The sequence below is a fragment of the Flavobacterium cyanobacteriorum genome, from assembly GCF_002251835.1.
GTDB lineage: Bacteria > Bacteroidota > Bacteroidia > Flavobacteriales > Flavobacteriaceae > Flavobacterium > Flavobacterium cyanobacteriorum.
The window spans coordinates 70,746-88,257 of record NZ_NOXV01000299.1; the positions used below are offsets into that span (position 1 = coordinate 70,746).

The following is a 17,512-nucleotide window of genomic DNA, read 5'->3' on the forward strand; positions in this document are numbered from 1 at the left end:
TGGTACACGCATTGAGAATAAACAGCAATATTACAACAGGATAGTATCTCATAATTGTCAATAAGTTATAAAATAAAAAAACTACAGGCAGAAATTTGACTGTAGTTTTTTTATTTATTGTGTAGCGATTAATTTGTGGCTTTTAGCCCTGCTGTTATTTGTTTTATCTTATTTACAAGTTCCTGCCTTGGATAGTAATAAGGGGTTTTATATTCCGTACCATTCTTTATAAATGTGATAGTTGCTTTAGAGGGATCTACAGTTGTTTTAAACTGGTTGTCAATTACAAAATAGTCAAAGAATTGAGAACCTTTGATTTCTATTGCATTATCCAGATAACCAATTTTAATTTTTGAAATAGTTACAGAATCCTGTTCTTTATTTAACCCTAAATCAAGCCTTATGTGAGTTGGAATAATATCTGCCGGAAAATCAATTACCATAGTTTCTTCCTTATTTGCGGCTATACCCCTCCACAATGCTTTTTCTGGCTTAAATTCAATAGTACCGTCTTCGGTATAATAAACTGCAAAATCATCTTTTTTTGCTGCCTGGGCTGTTATTTCAACATAAAAGTTCTCTTTAACCGGAGCTTTTTTATTCTCAGTATTTTCGTCTTTTTTTTCTTCTTTACATGAAATTGATAAAAAGCCTATTGCCGTAAGTGCTAATAATACTATTTTTTTCATTCGAATTTAATTTTGTAGCAAAAATATAAATTTTTGCTGACTGTTAATTTATTTTTTTTATTGTTATAGAATTAATTATAGCATTACGATCCTGTGTACCCACAACCTCATCATTATCATACTCAACCTGAAGATTTAGCCTGCCTCCTTTATGCGTAAACTTTACGGTGGAAGGAGCCGTACCAGGTTGGTTACTAAGATTAAAATCGCCGGCCATCTTATTATTTATGTATATGTTAAAATGAGCATTTTCACCATTAAGAGGCTTTTCAGGAAGACTTAATCCATTAAATAAAATAATGTATTCTCCAGGCTTAAATACTGTTGGGGGATAAACCGATTTTAAATTCTGAACGAATATCATTGACCCAGAGCCATCAAACATTGAGGGGTTAAATTTATGCAAATCCAAAAAACCAGATTCATTATGCCTGCTTTTAAACTCTATGCCCCATGCGTCAAATGCAGAAATACGATTTCTTAGAACGAAATTTTCTTGTGCAAATTTTAAATTTTCTGGAGTCATGGTAAATGGCCTTGAGTTTCCGTCAACATACCAAAAAGAAACCGGGTTTTGTTTACCTGTCCTAATCGCGGTCATATAATCATCGAGCGTACTCTCATATGTTGTCATATTATTTTCCTTATTATAATAATATTGCAATATGAAAGCCCAAACTGAAACAACACGTGTTGTTTCAGTTTTTTGTTTATGTATATGAGCTGCTACCGCGCTAAACTCTGATTTTGTTTTTTTTGTATAATACTGATCTTCAAAAATCACGTAAACAAAAATTAATGAAATCAAAACTACAAGTGTGTTCCTAACTTTTATATTACTAATTATTTCAATAGACAAGGCAATGATTAACATCATAGCTGGCACCATAGTAATAAAATAACGGTGAAGAATAATCGAAACACCTAGATATGACTTTATTACCATTGTCGATACATAGAAAAGCAACCATATGGATGTTACTAATAATGCGATAAGCATTAATGAAAATTCTTGCTTTTTCGGCTCCTGCTTTTTTACAATTAATACTGATGCCATAGCCAGGAAAAATATAAGCGCAATAAAAAATATTATTCCAATAACACTGCTTTTGCCTAAAAGTTCTAAATATACTTGATATAAATATCCCAGATTGGGCTTTGGTATCCAAAATGACTGTAAACCTGAAACCTTTAAAATAATGCTTATTGTAGGGGTAAACAATATTAATGTTAAAATACCTGCAATTAACGATAAGCGGAATAATTTCAGTTTTAATGCTTTTTGTTTTGAAATTACTATAAAAATAAGAATTGTTAAATATACTGCTGCTACATTAACAAGGCCTATGGGCTGCATATTAGTGATTAATCCGGCAAAAAGCCCCATAAGCAGCGCATTTTTAAGAGTGGTTTCTTTAATGAATTTTATTAAATATAAATTGGTGATAATAACAAATGTAGCAAGTAGTGCATATGACCGGGCTTCCTGAGAGTATTGGATATGGAAAAGAGATAAGGTAAGTAATAAGGCGGCAATGAGTCCCAAACGCCTTCCTTTAAGTTCTTTACCTATCTTATACATGTAATAAATACCTACAAGCCCACCTAAAACTGAAACAAGACGTGCAGATATTATATTATAGCCGAAAGTGTACGAAAAAAATCGAACCAAAATAAAGTAAAGATGAGGAATACCTTCCCTAAAGCGGATTATATTATCAAAATCATTCCAGGAAAGGCCGGGATCCGATTGTACCATAGTATGCAGTTCATCAACCCATATATCTTGAAATCCAATATGATAAATTCTTAAAATTGCAGCCACAAGTAATATTGACAACAGGATTATGTCTATATTAATCCGTCGGGAATAGAAATTAATGCTTAGCTTCATTCTGATATGTTTATTTTAAAGGTCTTTTCTGGGCAACAATAAGGCAGCTGCTCCCAAAAGGTATCCTCTTCTTTTCAGAAATCATGGTCAACTCTTTTGAAAAGAAAAAATCTGCCATTTTAGTAAACAATCCCGTTCTTATAGTATGCTCCTTTTTATATTTGTTTTTCAGTTCTCCCTGGCCTTTTTTTATTCCTAACAAGCTTGGGAGGCTCCTGAAAAGAAAAATAGGAAAGGGTAACATGGCAAAGAAATAGCTCGAATATACCATTGTAAAGCCGTTTGCCTTAAGTTTCTTTTCCATATCTTTAATCGTGTACCTCCTGTAATGGCCCGCAGCTACATCATCATCAGACCATATTGCATTATAAGCCGGGACCGTAATAAATACTTCGCCACCAGGCACCAGGTATTCATTTATGCTTTGCAAAAAGTGGTTGTCATCTTCTATATGCTCAACTACATCAAAAACACCTATAGTGTCTATAGTATTCTTTTTGAACCCTGCGTCCTGTAGTGTGGCACATACTATTGTTTTGAGCCCTCTTTTTTTAGCATTTTGGCAGCCTTGGGGGCCTGGCTCTACAAGTACACAATTAAATCCTGCGTCTTCAAGCCCTTTAGAGACATAGCCATTACCCCCTCCAACATCGAATATAGTTTTGCCTGATGCAAAATTTCTAAAGGCCTGTACTATACATTTATTCCTTTGTTTGAACCAAAAGCTGTTTTCTTCTATTTCAAAAAGGTCCTGGTTGGCATTTTCCGGATAGGAAATAGCAGAGGTATTTGCTGCATAATAAATACCATCTTTAAACAGCAACGTTTCTGTATAGTCTTCTATTTTCATTATCGCATTATTTGTTTTATAACCCTGTCTATATGTATCTCATAGTACATGGGAAGCCTCAGGAGGCAATCTGTAAACTTCTCTGTATATGGTAATTCCCGCCCGTCATGAGAGTTATTATAAAAATCACTTTTATGCAGGCTTATATAATGGAATACTGCCAGTATATCGGCTTCCTTTAATTTTGTTATCAGGCGGGAGCGTTGCCCGAGACTGCTGCAAATCAGGTAAAACATATGTGCATTATTAGTAGCGTACTCCGGAATAACTGGTAATGCCAATCCATTTTCGGCAGCCCACCCCGCAAGGGACGTGAAGTACGTGTCCCACAATTGCTTTCGGCGTGACTGTATATCTTCTATATTTTCTAACTGCGCCCATAAAAATGCCGCAATGATTTCTGATGGGAGGAACGAGCTCCCTACGTCTACCCAGCCATATTTATTTACTTCGCCCCTAAAAAAAGCTGATCTGTTAGTACCCTTTTCCCAGATAATTTCAGCCCGGTCTATAAACTGCCGGTCGTTTATTGCCAGCATCCCGCCTTCACCGGAAATAATGTTTTTCGTTTCATGGAAAGAAAAGGCAGCAAGGTGGCCAATGGAGCCTAAGGCGCGTTTTACACCATCCCTGCCGGTATAAAAACTGTCGATGGCCTGTGCTGCGTCTTCTATTACATATAAGTTGTACTTGGCTGCAAGTTCCATTATTTTATCCATATTACAGGCTACCCCGGCATAATGTACCGGTACAATTGCTTTGGTCTTTGATGTAATCAGCGGTTCAATTGTGTCTTCATTGATATTGGGGTGTTCCGGCCTGCTGTCAGCAAACACTATCTTGGCCCCTCGCAGTACAAAGGCATTGGCTGTTGAAACAAAAGTATATGATGGCATTATTACCTCGTCACCCTCTTTGATATTGATTAATATTGCGGCCATTTCCAGGGCGTCAGTGCAGGATGTCGTCAGGAGGCATTTGCTGAACCCGTACAGATCTTCGAAAAATTTCTGGCACTTTTGGGTATACTTTCCATTACCTGAAATTTTGCCTGATCTTACGGCGTCTTCAATATAATATGTTTCTTTACCTGTTAAATAAGGTTTATTAAATGGTATCATTTTTATAATAATGCATAATATTTATTTTCTCCGCAACTGAATATCCCTGGCATATATAAAAATTACATGCGGCCGAGTTAGATTCCTGTGTAGGTATGTATAATTTGTAAATTCTTTTTTGCAGTAATTCATTTTCAACATACGCAAGAAGCTGTTTCCCTATTCCCTGCCCCTGATATTGTGGCAGAACGCCTATTAATCCTATAGTTGCAGCATCCGCACTACTACGGTATGTAACCATTCCTGCCAGTTTGTCGCCCGAAAAATATCCCAGTACATCATCTGCGATACTCCGTGAAAAAGATTTATCAACCCATTCCCTGTATAATGGTTCAAAAAAAATATTCAGGTTCGAATCCATTTTAAACCTGCTATGCTTTCCGCTTTCAAAAGCTATCAGATATAGCTCCTGAAGATACTCCTTACTGATTATGGGCCTGATGTTGTTTACTCCCTCATGCTTCGCTTGCAGCTTTTTAAAAAAAACAAGCTTCTTTTCCTTGTACTTATTAGTAAATCCTTTAATATCAACTGAATCTGCTTCTGTTTTTACATAAATCAGATCATAACCCCTAACTTCATAAGAGTTTTCCGGAGCAACAAGCTCCCCTATAGTGCGCCCAAAAAATTTTGTATCCCAGTCTAAATGCTTTAACATGCTATAACATTTCGTCTATAATATATGTAGGCCTGGCTTTCCCCTGTTCAAAAATTTTACCTATGTAAATGCCTATTACACCTATTGTGGTAATAATAATGCCTGACAAAAACCATATAGAAATAATGATTGAACTAAACCCTGACACTTCTACACGGTTGCCTATCGCCAGGTAAAAGTAGTATATGCCTATGATGAATGACAAAATTGAAATAAATATGCCAAACTTTACAAATAGTTTTAACGGTTTGTTTGAAAAAGAAATTATTGTATTGAAGGCAAGGCTTAGTAATTTTGACAAATTATAGCTGGTGGAGCCGGCAAATCGTTCCGCATGTTCTACTTCTATTGACGTGGTTTTAAATCCAACAAACTTTACAAATAAGGGAAAAAACTTTATGCGGTCCCCTATTGTCAATACTGCCTCGATAACTTTGATATTATATATCCCATAGTTGGCCACTTCATTGTCATACTCGCTATCTGTTAAATAGGCATATATCCATGAAAATATTTTTGATGAAATTTTTTTTAATGAAGAATCCTTTCTTACAGAACGTTTTGCTAAGACTACTTCATAGCCCTCTTTCGCTTTATGATATAAATTAATTATCTCCTTTGGCTGGTCCTGCAGATCACAATCCATCACGATTACCCATTCACCTTTAACTTGTGAGAGGCCGGCCATAATTGCGGGATGCTGTCCAAAATTTCTGCTGAGCCTCAGGCATTTAAGTTCTTTATGTTTTTCAGCTAAATCTTTCATTACCTCCCAGGAGTTATCCGGGCTGCGGTCATCTACTAAAATAATTTCATAGCTTTTATCCAGAAGCCGCATTGCGTCCTGGATTTGCTTAACAAGTTCATGGACTATATCCTCCGCCCTATATACCGGGCTTACAATAGATATGTGCGGGAGGTTTTGCATAAAGTTAGTAATTTACCGTTACAATAATTCCTAATAGTATCAAGATTAAACCGGCTATCTTACCTATTGTAAAGGCCTCTCCCAAAAAGCATACGCCAATTACAAATACCAGTGCAGGCGCAAGGCTCATAAAAGGATAGGCCCGTGTGATTTCAAGTGTTGTCATCGCTGCCATCCAGAATACAGACGCAGTGAACGCTGATATAAATCCGGATATTATATAAGGGTCAAATAGCGCCTTGCATAAAAACATTGCCTTGTCCTGGAAACCGGCGGGCAATGCCCCTAATTGATTAAGCCTCCATTTTAAGATTATCTGCCCATAAACAGTAAAGACCAGTGTGCCTGCTATGTAATAGTAACTATTCATCTTTTGTAGCTAATCCTTTATCCCAATCTTTTATCATTAAATTAAACCGACTGCTAATATTACTTTTATCCAGCACGCTATACTTTGGCCTCTTAGCCGGAGTAGGATAAGCTGATGTAGGTATGGGCTGTAAATCTATAGTAATTTTATTTACCTCAAATATTTTTTTTGCAAAATCATACCAGCTGCAGCTGCCTTCATTACTAAAATTATAAATGCCGTAATGGTTTTTATTGCTTTTCAATATAGTAATAATAGCTTCTGCAAGGTCAACGGCATGGGTAGGGGTGCCAATTTGGTCATTTACTACATTGATACGGTCCCTCTCCCCTGCAAGCCTCAGCATGGTTTTCATAAAATTATGGCCAAATTGCGAATATACCCATGAAGTCCTGATGATGTAATACCGCTCCAATATGGCCTGTATTTCCTGCTCGCCCTGAAGTTTGGTTTTTCCGTAAACGCTTTGGGGGTTAGGGATGTCTTCTTCGGTATAAGGTTCTGTTTTGGTTCCGTCAAACACAAAATCGGTAGATATGTGTACCAGCAATACATCATGCCGTTTACAAATTTCCGCTACATTCGCCGCGCCGGTTACATTCACTGCAAATGCTTTTTCAGGCTCACTTTCAGCTTTGTCTACCGCTGTATAGGCAGCCGCATTTATGCACGCATCAGGCTTATGTTTTGTAAAAAATCTGTTTACGCTTTTTTTATCGGTTATATCAGCTTCAGCGGAAGAGGCAAAACAAAAGGTAATATCTGGATGACTGGCCGCAATATGCTGCAGTGCCTGCCCTAACTGCCCTGATGCTCCTGTTACTGCTACTACCATATGGGGCGTGAATTTTTAAGGAGGGGCAAAACTTTGTCCTTGTCCGATATTATAAGATGTTCGCCCTGGAATTGCCAGTCAATAGCTATTTCAGGATCATTAAACAGTATGCCTCCTTCCGACTCTTTATTGTAAAAATTATCACATTTATAAAAAAATGTAGCCGTTTCGCTAAGCACTAAAAACCCATGGGCAAAACCCCTCGGCACAAACAGTTGCTTTTGGTTTTCAGAAGACAATACCACAGAAAAATACTGCCCGAATGTGGCCGAATCCGGCCTTATATCAAGGGCAACGTCAAGTACCTCTCCCTGGAGCACCCTTACCAGCTTCGCCTGTGCATGTTCACCCGTCTGGTAATGCAGCCCCCTGAGGACACCTTTAGCCGAGTGAGACTGGTTATCCTGTACAAAATGAACATTTACGCCTGTTCTCTCTTCAAATCGCTTTTCATTAAAGCTCTCCATAAAATAACCACGCTCGTCATAAAGCACATTTGGCTCTACAACAAAACAACCTTCCAGAGGGGTGGGGGTAACTTTCATTTTAGTCAATAATACTTAATAGGTGTTTTCCGTAACCGCTTTTCAGCAGGGGTTCCGCCAGTTGTTTTAACTGGCCGCTACCAATAAAACCCATTTTATAAGCAGCCTCTTCAATAGCACCGATTTTAAGCCCCTGGCGCTCTTCAATTACCTGTACAAACTGGCTGGCCTGCATAAGCGAATTAAAAGTGCCGGTATCGAGCCAGGCTGTCCCCCTGTCCAGTATACTTACCTTCAGCCTGCCCCTGTTCAGGTATTCTTTATTGACATCGGTTATTTCAAGTTCGCCCCTGTGGCTGGGCTTTATATGAGCTGCTATCTCCACTACTTCATTATCATAAAAATAAATGCCCGGAACAGCATAATTTGATTTAGGTTTCTCCGGTTTTTCTTCAATGGAGAGTACATTTCCCTGGGCATCAAAGTCCACTACGCCGTAGCGTTCGGGGTCATGCACATGATATGCATATATAACTCCCCCTTCAGGATTGTTATTAGCCTGCAGTAGGCCAGAAAGGCCTGTGCCATAAAAGATATTATCTCCCAAAATCAGGGCAACTTTATCCTGCCCTATAAAATTTTTCCCTATTATGAATGCTTCTGCAAGGCCGTTGGGGTGTTCCTGAACCGCATACTCAAACCGGCAGCCCAGCCTGCTTCCGTCGCCAAGGAGTTGCCTGAACAAGGGAAGGTCGTGCGGGGTTGATATTATAAGGATTTCCCTGATGCCGGACCAGATGAGGGTTGACAAAGGGTAATATATCATGGGTTTGTCATAAATAGGCATAAGCTGCTTGCTTACAGCCAGTGTCAAAGGGTGGAGCCTTGTCCCCGAACCTCCTGCCAGTATTATCCCTTTCATTGGTTGTTTAATTTTTGAAGGTACCACTCAATTGTTTTCAAGATACCGCTTTCAAAGTTTTCCTCTGCTTTCCAGCCGAGTTCTGTTTCTATTTTTGTAGCATCTATAGCATAGCGCAGGTCATGCCCGGGCCGGTCTTTTACAAAAGTAATCTGCTCTTTGTAGCTGCCCTGCCCTTTTGGCTTCAACTTATCCAGTAATTCGCATATCGTGTGGGCAATATAAAGATTATTCCTCTCATTGCGACCGCCAATATTATAGGTTTCGCCGGCCCTGCCGTTCCTGTATACAAGGTCTATTCCTTTACAGTGATCCATTACGTAAAGCCAGTCGCGCACGTTTTCGCCTTTACCATAAATCGGGATATTTTCACCCGCAACCGCTTTCCTTATAATGGTAGGGATTAGCTTTTCCGGATGTTGTTTTGGCCCATAATTGTTGGAGCAGTTAGTCGTGACCACATTCATGCCATAGGTATGGAAATAGCTTCTGACCAGCATATCTGATGCGGCTTTTGAAGCGCTGTAAGGGCTGTTTGGCGCATAGGGGGTTTCTTCGGTAAAGAGGCCTTCGGCGCCCAGGGTGCCATATACCTCATCTGTAGATATATGGTGAAACCTGTAGTTTTCATATCCGCTTCGGTATTGCTGTGGCGCTTCCATCCAGTGCTTGCGTGCAGTTTCGAGCAGGTTAAATGTCCCCAGTACATTTGTTCTTACAAAGGCTTCCGGCCCGGTTATGGAGTTATCCACGTGTGACTCTGCCGCAAAGTGGATAACCCCTGTAAAATTATATTGCTTAAAAAGCTGCTCTACAAACTCTAGGTTGCAAATGTCTCCCTGGATAAAGGTATATCCGGGATGATTTTCTGATTCTTTTATGTTGGATAAATCTCCAGCGTAAGTAAGCATATCAAGATTTACGAGCTTTACGTCCCTGTTATTTTCAAGGAACCAGGTAATGAAATTTGACCCTATGAAACCGGCTCCACCGGTAATTAAGATGGATTGCATTTTATGGCTATATTAATTAGAATGTTGTTTGAAAGCTTTGATGAATAATACAAATAGGCAATAGAGCAGGAGGAAAGCAATGGGAAACACAAATTTTGCCTTACCACTAACACCATCCCTGTCCAGCACATTTAATGAGGTGCTGGTGTCTTTAACAACTTTTTGGAAGTTAATCCTGGAGATCTGAAGTATTGCTTTTTCACTGATCAGTTCATCTTTTCGTTTGATAATTTCACTTAACTCAGTGTTTTCATTATAAACAAGGCTGCCTCCCACATTCGCACGCCCGCTAGAAAAGCTGTTTAAAATACCATCTATCTGCTTTATAATGGAGTCATTTGCCCTGAGCTTTACATCCAGGCTTTTTAACTGTTCTTTCTGGATAATGTCATAATAAGCATTATCATTAAAAAAGGTTACTATTGGCGATACAAGTTTTTTATAGTCGGTTTTATCTTTTGTAGACATCAACACCCTGTGGGTAGGATAATTTTTGCTGGTAACATTATCTTCCACAACTTTTGAAATACTTCCATCTTCAGCCATCAATTTAATCAATTCAAAATTGGTTTCCCGCTGGTGTACAAAATCATAAACGCTGTTGATAGGGGATATTTTTATTGAAAGTAGCTTTTTTGGCTCACTAATGCCCAAGCTTTTAATAAAGGCTGTGTCATTTTCTTTAATTTTGGAATTTAATAGTTCCACCTTCGAATAAAGATAATCAACACTTCCAAAATTTGGCATTACGATTATCTGATGGTTATAAATTTTAACTTTTTTATCAACAAAGTAACCGATTACCGCACCGGCGGCTATTATTAATAATATAACTGCCAGATTACGTCTGATAAAAAATAGCGCTTTGAAGATGTTGTCAGACATTTTTGAAAAACTGCCTTTTAATTTTTCCTTTACCTGCAAAAGGTCTATCTCCTTATCGGCATTATTAGGTTGTTGTGCCATATTAAGTGATGTTAAATATTTGCTCTAAAATTTTTATAGTTATTAAATATGTGGGTTTAACGCCTGTGGTGCCAAGGCCGCCGGAAGCCAGTGTACTGCCGGTTTCAAGCGGGTTATCAGAAGCATAATAGGCATAGCGCACCTTAACATCCGGGTTAATGCTCTTCCTGATTTTTGACGCTGACTGTATAGCCTTCTGGTAATAGGCGCCCTCCATTTCCAGGCCGATAACGCCCCAGGTAGATTCGTTGAAAAACTTCAGCAGGTCCTTATTTTGCAGTGATGTACCCAGCACTGTAACCATAGGGCCGCTGTATACGGGTATGCCCTGACCTTCGAACATTGCCGCCGTCAGCTCATTTTCAAAGGGATAATTATCGCCCGTACCCTCATTAATATGGGCCGAAGGTATCATAATATCGCCTTTGTTTCCTTCGAGTATGCCTGCCTTACCCATTATGGAAACAGACTCAACATTAAGGAATGTCCTGCTCTTGCCTTCTTTATAAGGCTTCAGCAATTCATCAATGGTTTCATAGGCCTGCTCACCAAAAGCATAATCCATAACTATTATTACCGGCATATCACCTTTGATAAGTGCCTTGGGAAATGCTGTTTTTGAAAAATCTATCTGGGCAGTGTCAAATATCTGCACGTCAATATTAGTACCCGATGTGTCAGGGATAGATATCATGCCTGACTTAAGGGCAACTTCCTCAACCTTTTTCCTAACCTCTCCATTACCGGACTTGCTCAATTCCTCATAAATAAAAAAATCATCCTTGTCTTTATACCTGGTCCTTAGCACTCCTGTAGCGAAAATAGAGTTCATAACGCTGTGCATGTTGGCACTTATGATGTGGATAGGCCGTTCTAACAAGCCGTTCTGCTTCAGTACATTCTTAATATTATTAGCCCATATTTCCCCATGGATGTGATGCCCCAGCCTTTCCCTTAATATAGGGCTGAAGGTAATAGTCCTTTTAGGGCCACCTGTGGCTTCCTCTATAGCCAGTTTGCCCAGCCAGTAAATTACATGCAGGAACCTGTCAGGCGACTCAGGGGTACCGAAAGCATCATATATATCAATAACCTCTGCAAATGTACGCCCGAGGACGTTAGAAACATGAGAGATTGTTTTTTCCCTTTCTACAAGGGTCAGCTTCTTGTTTAGCTGTATTGCCTGTTCCAGCTTTAGCCAGTCGCGCGCTATTTCGCCGTTATCGTCAATCAGGACCCTGTCTTTTATTTTATGCGACTCAATAAAAATAAAGGTCAGGTGGGTAAGAATATCATATATATCCGATCGCCCGCGCGTAATCTCAACGTTCATCTGTTCCTCATCAATACGGTAGCAGTTACGCTTTCTTTTCGGCGGCACTATAGCTTTAAAATGTGATTTGGAATAGCCTTCGTCTGACGTGAGGTTGATAAAACGGCACTCTTCAATGCCTGTGGGTAAACGTTCAATAACATACAGCAACCCGTTAAGCTCTACTTTTTCCCCGGCTATGGAACCGTATATTTCAGGGCGCAGCGACAGCAGTGCTTCGCGCAAAGTATCGCCTGAAACACCCATCGGCTTATAAAACCCGCGGTTGAACAAGTGCCTCATGGTTATGTACAGCTTTTCTATAGCTGCTGATGATTCCTGAGCCCTTGACCGTGATATGTTCTTTATTGCTTGCATTAATGGTAATTTAGTGGCAAATGTAGGATTTTATTTTTAGTTGTTTAAAGTATGTTTACCTGTTAATACATCCGCTATTGTACGGTCATTAGCCAGCCTTGGCACCTTGTTCTGCCCTCCCAGCTTCCCTATTGATTTCATATAGTCACGGAAACCGCCTTTTGCCACCCGGGTTATTACTGCCTTGCGAAGTACATTTCCGGTTATCAGGTCGTCATAGTACACGTTTTGTTTGCGCATCGCATCGTCTATCCTGCCGGCAAATGCAGCCATATCTCCGGGTTCCTCTTCAAATTCAATAAACCACTCATGATAAGGCAGCCCGTGCTGTGGGTTGATTTGCGGGGCTACGGTAAATTCATTTATGCTGGCACCCGTACCGGCCATGGCTTCATTAAGGGCGGTTTCTACTTCTTTGCCTATTACATGTTCCCCAAAAGCCGAAATATAATGCTTTATCCTTCCCGTTACTATAACCCTGTAAGGACTAAGTGAAGTGAATTGTACCGTGTCGCCTATATTATAGGCCCATAAGCCCGCATTAGTGGAAATGATGAGCGCGTAATTTACACCCAGCTCAACTTCGCCTATGGTATAGCGCTTCGGGTTTTCGGTAAAAAACTCCTCTGCTTTTATAAATTCATAAAAAATGCCTGAATTGAGCAACAGCAGCATGCCTTTTTCTTTTTGGGAATCCTGGTAGGCAAAAAATCCTTCAGAGGCGGGAAACAGCTCAATGCTGTCCACCTTCCGCCCTATCAGGCTTTCGAATTTGGCACGGTAAGGCTCATAATTTACACCTCCGTAAATAAAAAGGCTGAACCCCTTAAATATATCGCCTACTTTCTTCCCTTCCTTCTGCTGCAGCTTTTCAAAATACATCTGTACCCACGAAGGTATGCCTGAAATGACCGACATATTCTCGTTATAGGTCTCCTCAACTATAGCATCTACTTTCGTTTCCCAGTCTTCAATAGTATTGGTATCCCAGCTGGGCATACGGTTGCGCTGCAGGTATTTAGGCACGTAATGCGCCACGATGCCTGAAAGGCGGCCGAAATTTATTCCGTTTTTTTCTTCAAGTACCGGGCTGCCCTGCAGGAATATCATCTTCCCGTGCACAAACGCCGCATTGCCGGTTTCATGTATATAGGCCAGTATGGCATTTCGGGCGGCCTGTATATGGTAAGGCATAGATTCTTTAGTAAGCGGGATATATTTAGCGCCCGAAGTTGTTCCTGATGTTTTGGCAAAATATACAGGCTTACCCTTCCACAATACATCTTCCTCTCCCTGTACTATACGGTCAACATAAGGCTTTAGCGCTTCATAGTCACGTACGGGTACATTTTTGGTATAATCCGCGTGCGACTTTATAGCCTCAAAGCCGTGGTCGCGCCCAAACTTTGTATTTCTGGCAGCAGCAATCAAATCATTGAATACCTTCTGCTGTACCTCTGCAGGCTTTTTAGCCCATTTTTGCGTATCGTTGTGTATTTTTCGGGCAAACAGTTTTGCTGCAAATGATTTTAATGACATAGCTGCTTATTCAAAATCAATAAATTGGGTGGGGTCAATAGGATAGCCGTCCTTCCACAGCTCAAAATGCAGGTGTACGCCGGTAGACTGCGTTCCTGTGGAGCCGGCAAGCGCTATTACTTCGCCTGACTTTACAATATCGCCCTGGTCTTTGGTTAGTGAAGCCGCATGCTTATAAACTGATATGATGCCATCATTATGCCTCACTATAACAACATTGCCGTTTGTGGGGGTCCAGTCGGCAAAAATTACTGTCCCGCCGGCCACTGCCTTTATTGGGGTGTCTTTAGCCAGGGCAATATCAACAGCAAAATGCCTGTTGCGTGAGCTGTACTGCTCTGTAATGTGGCCTTTAACCGGGGCAAAAAGCACCAGGTTTACTTTAGGCTGCGCTTTCTCAAAAACATTATATTTATCCTCAAGCGCTACCTGTTCACGCAGTTTCATCTCCGCCTCGGTGGGCTTTAGGTCAACACCTGTATCATCAGGCTGCTCTGCCGCTTTTATGGAGTCCCGGCTTAGCTTTGTGTGTTCAATATCGCCGGTAAGCACCTTTTTTATTGATGCAAGGTACACCTGGTTCTCATTGATTATCTTCTGTAAAGAATCTGATTTTATGGCATTACGCGTTGCTTCCCGTTTTAGCTGTGTAGAAGCATAGCCCGGTATGTATTCCCTTAGCGGTGTAAAGGCAATAATGTAGGTGGTAAGCGCAATCATTACAATGCTTACGGTGGTGAGCCATACGAAAACATTCATAAGGTTGAGCTTGAGGGAAAATATCTCTTCAAAAGTTTCTTCGTTAAGTATCACCAGGCGGTTCTTGGTGAAAAGCTTTTTCTTCAGTATCTGCCTTTTTAGCCTTTTTGCCGACATATAACTACTTTAATTGACAAATATAATAAACCCTTAGTTTTAAAGCATTATCGACCCATAAAACATGCGGCGGATTTATTTGTATTATTTAATTTTATTTAACGCAAACTATAAACAAATATTTGACGTAAATAGTTGTTGAGATACATTTTATAGTTACCTTTGTTTTTTGAATTTAAACTTTTTGTTATGGGAAAATTTGGCCTAACTGAGTGGATACTGATAATCGCAGTAATTTTGCTCCTTTTCGGAGGCAGGAAAATTCCGGAGCTGATGAAAGGGCTTGGATCAGGTATAAAGGAATTTAAGAATGCCGCAAAAGACGATCAGCCTGCTGCCTCAAAAAAACAGGCACAGGAAGAGAATAAACTTTAATATATTTATTCGATAAGAAATTATAAACCCTTCAGGTAATCCTGCAGGGTTTTTTGTTGGCTTAATAAAACCTATTTACTCATCAACGAATTAACTAAAGAATCATCGTCAGCGCTACGCGTTTCCTTTCCTCATCAACCTCAACAACTTTTACGGTAACTTGCTGGTGCAGCTTCACCACCTCGTTCACATCGCTCACAAAACCTTCCTTTAGCTGGGAGATGTGCACCAGCCCGCTCTCCTTAATGCCCACATCAACAAAACAGCCAAAGTTGGTAATGTTGTTTACAATACCCGGCAGGATCATTCCGGTACGCAGGTCTTTAATGGTTTTTACATTCGGGTCAAACTCAAAAACTTTAGCGGCCTTGCGCGGGTCAAGCCCGGGCTTCTCCAGTTCTTTCAAGATGTCTTTAAGGCCCAGTTCGCCAATATCTTCGGTTATGTAATCTTTAATGGCAATCTTGGCAATCGCTTCTTTGTTGGCTACAAGGTCAGCGGTTTTCAATTTCAGGTCCTTTGCCATCTTTTCAATTACAGGATATGCCTCTGGGTGTACCGCGCTGTTATCCAGCGGGTTCTTAGCATTAGGTATGCGGATGAACGCCGCCGCCTGCTGGTAGGCCTTCTCCCCCAGCCTGGCGACTCTCTTCAGCTGCCTGCGGTCTTCAAATGGGCCATTTTCGCTGCGGTAGGCCACAATGTTTTCGGCCAGCTTCTCCCCTATGCCCGACACATAGCCTAACAACGACTTACTGGCCGTGTTGATGTTTACGCCTACGCTGTTCACGCAGCGCATCACCACCGTATCAAGCTCGTCTTTAAGCAGCGACTGGTCCACATCGTGCTGGTACTGCCCTACCCCTATGGCTTTCGGGTCTATTTTTACCAATTCGGCAAGCGGGTCACTCAGCCTGCGGCCTATAGAAACCGCGCCACGCACCGTAACGTCATAGCTGGGGAACTCATCCCTTGCAATTTTTGAAGCAGAATATACCGATGCCCCCGCCTCGCTCACTACAAAAACCTGCACCGGCTTATCAAAAGCTATCTTCTTGATAAAGAACTCTGTTTCGCGGCTGGCGGTTCCGTTGCCAATAGAAATAGCATCAATTTTATAGGCATTAACCATAGAACGTATCTTTTTCATAGCAATGGCAGTTTCATTCTGCGGCGCATGCGGAAAAATGGTTTCGTTGTACAGCAGATCCCCTTTCTCGTCCAGGCACACTACTTTACAGCCTGTACGGAAACCCGGGTCAATAGCTAAAATACGCTTTTCGCCCAGCGGCGGAGCCAGCAGCAGTTGCTGAAGGTTGGCCGCAAAAACCTGTATGGCAACCGCATCGGCTTTGGCTTTGGCTTCCTGTAGCACCTCGTTGCTTATAGCCGGAGCCAGCAGGCGCTTATAGCTGTCGGCTATGGCAAGGGTAAGGTGTTGTGCCGTATCGCGGTTGTTCTTTATGACGTTCTGCTCCATAAAGTCAAGCGCCTCATCATTATCAATCTCTATTTTCAGTTTTATGATGCCTTCGTTCTCGGCACGCAGCATAGCCAGCAGGCGGTGAGAAGGCGCCTTGGCAAGGTTCTCGCTCCAGTCCAGGTACTGCTCAAATTTGCGGGCTTTTTCCGTGTCGGCGCTCTTGGTTTGTTTTGTGGAAATGGCCGCTTTTCGGCCGAAAATTTTCCGCAGGCTTTTACGTATATACACGTTCTCGTTTATCCATTCGGCAATAATATCGCGTGCGCCCTGTAAAGCCTCATCTTCATTGGCCACCTTATCATTCAGGTATCTGGAAGCTATAAAATCAACATCATCGGCATTTTGTGCCATTATTATTTTGGCCAATGGCTCCAGCCCGTTCTCGCGGGCGGTGTCGGCTTTGGTCTTCTTGCGTTTTTTATAGGGCAGGTACAGGTCTTCCAACTCGTTAAGGTCGAAGCTGCGGTTTATCTTTTCGGCCAGGTCAGGGGAGAGGGCACCCTGCTCGTCAATGCTTTTCAGTATGGCTTCCTTTCGTTTTACCACGGCCTCAAATGCCTGGTTTAGCTTGGCTATCTGCTCTATCACCACCTCATCAAGGTTGCCGGTGCGGTCCTTGCGGTAGCGGGCTATAAAGGGTATGGTGCAGTCTTCGGCCAGGAGCTGCAGGGTTGCCTCAATGCTTTTGGCCGGCGCGGTAACGTGTGAGGAAATGTATTGTATGTTGGTCATGGAAATTTGTTGAAATGCAAAGATTAGGAATAATTAATGAATTTTTAGTACACGACAAAAAATATAATTGATTAAAAATCAATAAA

Annotated in this window: 17 protein-coding genes; 1 reads left to right on the top strand and 16 read right to left on the bottom strand. The window is 41.0% G+C overall.

Going from position 1 to position 17,512, the window contains the following annotated elements:
• Positions 1-128 precede the first annotated feature (128 nt).
• The 15 genes from CHU92_RS13035 to CHU92_RS13105 are packed head-to-tail and all read right to left on the bottom strand — an operon-like array spanning position 129 to position 14,836.
• Complete coding sequence (locus CHU92_RS13035) at positions 129-689, bottom strand: hypothetical protein (RefSeq protein ID WP_094416267.1); 561 nt, start codon at positions 687-689, stop codon at positions 129-131.
• Positions 690-732: 43 nt separating this feature from the next.
• Positions 733-2,583, bottom strand: coding sequence for a glycosyltransferase family 39 protein (locus CHU92_RS13040; protein WP_094416269.1), 1,851 nt, complete (start codon positions 2,581-2,583; stop codon positions 733-735).
• Between the two features lie 10 nt (positions 2,584-2,593).
• A complete protein-coding gene (locus CHU92_RS13045; RefSeq protein ID WP_094416271.1) occupies positions 2,594-3,433 on the bottom strand; it encodes a class I SAM-dependent methyltransferase in 840 nt (279 codons plus the stop codon).
• The gene (rffA, locus tag CHU92_RS13050) at positions 3,433-4,554 is read right to left on the bottom strand and encodes a dTDP-4-amino-4,6-dideoxygalactose transaminase (protein ID WP_094416273.1); all 1,122 of its coding nucleotides are present in this window, start codon (positions 4,552-4,554) and stop codon (positions 3,433-3,435) included. Before rffA ends, CHU92_RS13045 begins: the two co-directional genes overlap by 1 nt.
• Positions 4,541-5,212 carry a GNAT family N-acetyltransferase gene (locus CHU92_RS13055; protein ID WP_094416275.1) on the bottom strand — a complete coding sequence of 224 codons (672 nt, stop codon included), beginning with the start codon at positions 5,210-5,212 and terminating at the stop codon, positions 4,541-4,543. Before CHU92_RS13055 ends, rffA begins: the two co-directional genes overlap by 14 nt.
• 1 nt (position 5,213) lies before the next feature.
• Positions 5,214-6,140: a glycosyltransferase family 2 protein gene (locus tag CHU92_RS13060; RefSeq protein ID WP_094416277.1), complete on the bottom strand. Its 927-nt coding sequence runs from the start codon at positions 6,138-6,140 to the stop codon at positions 5,214-5,216.
• Positions 6,141-6,144: 4 nt separating this feature from the next.
• The gene (locus CHU92_RS13065) at positions 6,145-6,510 is read right to left on the bottom strand and encodes an EamA family transporter (protein WP_094416279.1); all 366 of its coding nucleotides are present in this window, start codon (positions 6,508-6,510) and stop codon (positions 6,145-6,147) included.
• Entirely contained in the window at positions 6,503-7,345 is an 843-nt protein-coding gene (rfbD, locus tag CHU92_RS13070; protein ID WP_094416281.1) for a dTDP-4-dehydrorhamnose reductase, read from the bottom strand. The genes CHU92_RS13065 and rfbD overlap by 8 nt, the downstream gene beginning before the upstream one ends.
• Positions 7,339-7,890, bottom strand: a complete 552-nt coding sequence (gene rfbC / locus CHU92_RS13075; RefSeq protein ID WP_094416283.1) for a dTDP-4-dehydrorhamnose 3,5-epimerase — start codon at positions 7,888-7,890, stop codon at positions 7,339-7,341. The genes rfbD and rfbC overlap by 7 nt, the downstream gene beginning before the upstream one ends.
• 1 nt (position 7,891) lies before the next feature.
• Entirely contained in the window at positions 7,892-8,752 is an 861-nt protein-coding gene (gene rfbA, locus CHU92_RS13080; protein WP_094416285.1) for a glucose-1-phosphate thymidylyltransferase RfbA, read from the bottom strand.
• Positions 8,749-9,765, bottom strand: coding sequence for a dTDP-glucose 4,6-dehydratase (rfbB, locus tag CHU92_RS13085; protein ID WP_094416287.1), 1,017 nt, complete (start codon positions 9,763-9,765; stop codon positions 8,749-8,751). Before rfbB ends, rfbA begins: the two co-directional genes overlap by 4 nt.
• A gap of 12 nt (positions 9,766-9,777) precedes the next feature.
• The gene (locus CHU92_RS13090) at positions 9,778-10,731 is read right to left on the bottom strand and encodes a hypothetical protein (RefSeq protein ID WP_094416289.1); all 954 of its coding nucleotides are present in this window, start codon (positions 10,729-10,731) and stop codon (positions 9,778-9,780) included.
• A gap of 1 nt (position 10,732) precedes the next feature.
• Positions 10,733-12,421, bottom strand: a complete 1,689-nt coding sequence (locus CHU92_RS13095; RefSeq protein WP_094416291.1) for a DUF6909 family protein — start codon at positions 12,419-12,421, stop codon at positions 10,733-10,735.
• Positions 12,422-12,457: 36 nt separating this feature from the next.
• Complete coding sequence (locus CHU92_RS13100; RefSeq protein WP_094416293.1) at positions 12,458-13,960, bottom strand: GH3 auxin-responsive promoter family protein; 1,503 nt, start codon at positions 13,958-13,960, stop codon at positions 12,458-12,460.
• Between the two features lie 6 nt (positions 13,961-13,966).
• Positions 13,967-14,836 carry a M23 family metallopeptidase gene (locus CHU92_RS13105; protein ID WP_094416295.1) on the bottom strand — a complete coding sequence of 290 codons (870 nt, stop codon included), beginning with the start codon at positions 14,834-14,836 and terminating at the stop codon, positions 13,967-13,969.
• A gap of 189 nt (positions 14,837-15,025) precedes the next feature.
• On the opposite strand from CHU92_RS13105, the gene tatA reads away from it, so the two are divergent.
• Positions 15,026-15,211 (top strand): twin-arginine translocase TatA/TatE family subunit, encoded by a 186-nt coding sequence (gene tatA / locus CHU92_RS13110; protein ID WP_094416311.1) that lies wholly within the window; start codon positions 15,026-15,028, stop codon positions 15,209-15,211.
• A gap of 94 nt (positions 15,212-15,305) precedes the next feature.
• Here tatA and CHU92_RS13115 read toward each other — a convergent pair whose 3' ends face one another.
• Complete coding sequence (locus CHU92_RS13115) at positions 15,306-17,426, bottom strand: Tex family protein (RefSeq protein WP_094416297.1); 2,121 nt, start codon at positions 17,424-17,426, stop codon at positions 15,306-15,308.
• Between the last annotated feature and the right edge of the window lie 86 nt (positions 17,427-17,512).

Coding starts and splice junctions, on each gene's coding strand:
- CHU92_RS13035 (WP_094416267.1), bottom strand. CDS start 689: ATGAAAAAAATAGTATTATTAGCACTTACGGCAATAGGCTTTTTATCA.
- CHU92_RS13040 (WP_094416269.1), bottom strand. CDS start 2,583: ATGAAGCTAAGCATTAATTTCTATTCCCGACGGATTAATATAGACATA.
- CHU92_RS13045 (WP_094416271.1), bottom strand. CDS start 3,433: ATGAAAATAGAAGACTATACAGAAACGTTGCTGTTTAAAGATGGTATT.
- rffA (WP_094416273.1), bottom strand. CDS start 4,554: ATGATACCATTTAATAAACCTTATTTAACAGGTAAAGAAACATATTAT.
- CHU92_RS13055 (WP_094416275.1), bottom strand. CDS start 5,212: ATGTTAAAGCATTTAGACTGGGATACAAAATTTTTTGGGCGCACTATA.
- CHU92_RS13060 (WP_094416277.1), bottom strand. CDS start 6,140: ATGCAAAACCTCCCGCACATATCTATTGTAAGCCCGGTATATAGGGCG.
- CHU92_RS13065 (WP_094416279.1), bottom strand. CDS start 6,510: ATGAATAGTTACTATTACATAGCAGGCACACTGGTCTTTACTGTTTAT.
- rfbD (WP_094416281.1), bottom strand. CDS start 7,345: ATGGTAGTAGCAGTAACAGGAGCATCAGGGCAGTTAGGGCAGGCACTG.
- rfbC (WP_094416283.1), bottom strand. CDS start 7,890: ATGAAAGTTACCCCCACCCCTCTGGAAGGTTGTTTTGTTGTAGAGCCA.
- rfbA (WP_094416285.1), bottom strand. CDS start 8,752: ATGAAAGGGATAATACTGGCAGGAGGTTCGGGGACAAGGCTCCACCCT.
- rfbB (WP_094416287.1), bottom strand. CDS start 9,765: ATGCAATCCATCTTAATTACCGGTGGAGCCGGTTTCATAGGGTCAAAT.
- CHU92_RS13090 (WP_094416289.1), bottom strand. CDS start 10,731: ATGGCACAACAACCTAATAATGCCGATAAGGAGATAGACCTTTTGCAG.
- CHU92_RS13095 (WP_094416291.1), bottom strand. CDS start 12,421: ATGCAAGCAATAAAGAACATATCACGGTCAAGGGCTCAGGAATCATCA.
- CHU92_RS13100 (WP_094416293.1), bottom strand. CDS start 13,960: ATGTCATTAAAATCATTTGCAGCAAAACTGTTTGCCCGAAAAATACAC.
- CHU92_RS13105 (WP_094416295.1), bottom strand. CDS start 14,836: ATGTCGGCAAAAAGGCTAAAAAGGCAGATACTGAAGAAAAAGCTTTTC.
- tatA (WP_094416311.1), top strand. CDS start 15,026: ATGGGAAAATTTGGCCTAACTGAGTGGATACTGATAATCGCAGTAATT.
- CHU92_RS13115 (WP_094416297.1), bottom strand. CDS start 17,426: ATGACCAACATACAATACATTTCCTCACACGTTACCGCGCCGGCCAAA.